The sequence below is a fragment of the Kitasatospora putterlickiae genome, from assembly GCF_039527695.1.
Lineage (GTDB): Bacteria > Actinomycetota > Actinomycetes > Streptomycetales > Streptomycetaceae > Kitasatospora > Kitasatospora putterlickiae.
The window spans coordinates 10,083-10,920 of the sequence record NZ_BAAAKJ010000089.1; the positions used below are offsets into that span (position 1 = coordinate 10,083).

The window sequence follows — 838 nt, forward strand, 5'->3', positions numbered from 1 at the left end:
CCGCCGAGGGCGCCGCGGTGGTCGTCGCCGACCTCGCGGACGCCGGCGAGGTCGTCCATGAGATCGAGGCGGCGGGCGGCCGGGCCGTCGAGGTGCGCGCCGACGTCTCCGTGGAGGCCGACTGCGAGCGGATCGTCAGCACCGCCGTCGAGACCTTCGGCGGCCTGCACGTCCTGTTCAACAACGCCGGGATCATCCGCCGCCAGACCGCGCTGGAGATCTCCGCCGACGACTGGGACCGGGTGATGGCCGTCAACGTCCGTTCCGTCTACCTGATGTGCCGCTTCGCCGTCCCGGCGATGACGCGCGGCGGCTCGATCATCAACACCGGCTCCGGCTGGGGGTTGAAGGGCGGCGGCAACGCGCTCTCCTACTGCGCCTCCAAGGCCGCGGTCGTCAACATGACGCGCGCCCTGGCGATCGACCACGCCGCCGCCGGGATCCGGGTCAACTCGGTCAACCCGGGCGACACCATGACGCCGATGCTGCGCGACGAGGCGCGCCAGCTCCAGGAGGAGTGGGCGGCCTTCGAGAAGGACGCCGCCGACCGGCCGATGGGGCGGGCCGGCTCGCCGGAGGAGATCGCCGCCGCCGTGCTGTTCCTGGCCGGCGACGCCAGCAGCTACATGACCGGCTCCGCCCTCGTCGTCGACGGCGGCGGCCTCGCCTGACCTCCCGCCGGCACCCGCGGAACCCCCCCCACCCCCATCCACCCTCACGAAAGCCCAGGAGGCATCCGATGTCCGCTTTCACCAGAAGGACGGCCCTGGTCGCGGCCGCGACCGCGCTGGTCGCCACCGCCACCGCGTGCAGCGGCACCAACGGCGCGGGCGGGGCC

The 838-nt window shown here is 73.7% G+C and carries 1 protein-coding gene; it reads left to right on the forward strand.

Translation table 11 applies throughout. The features are described from left to right. The coding region (locus ABD308_RS09930) for an SDR family NAD(P)-dependent oxidoreductase (RefSeq protein WP_344330999.1) at window positions 1–671 on the forward strand (671 nt) is incomplete at its 5' end. Window positions 672–838 lie beyond the last annotated feature (167 nt).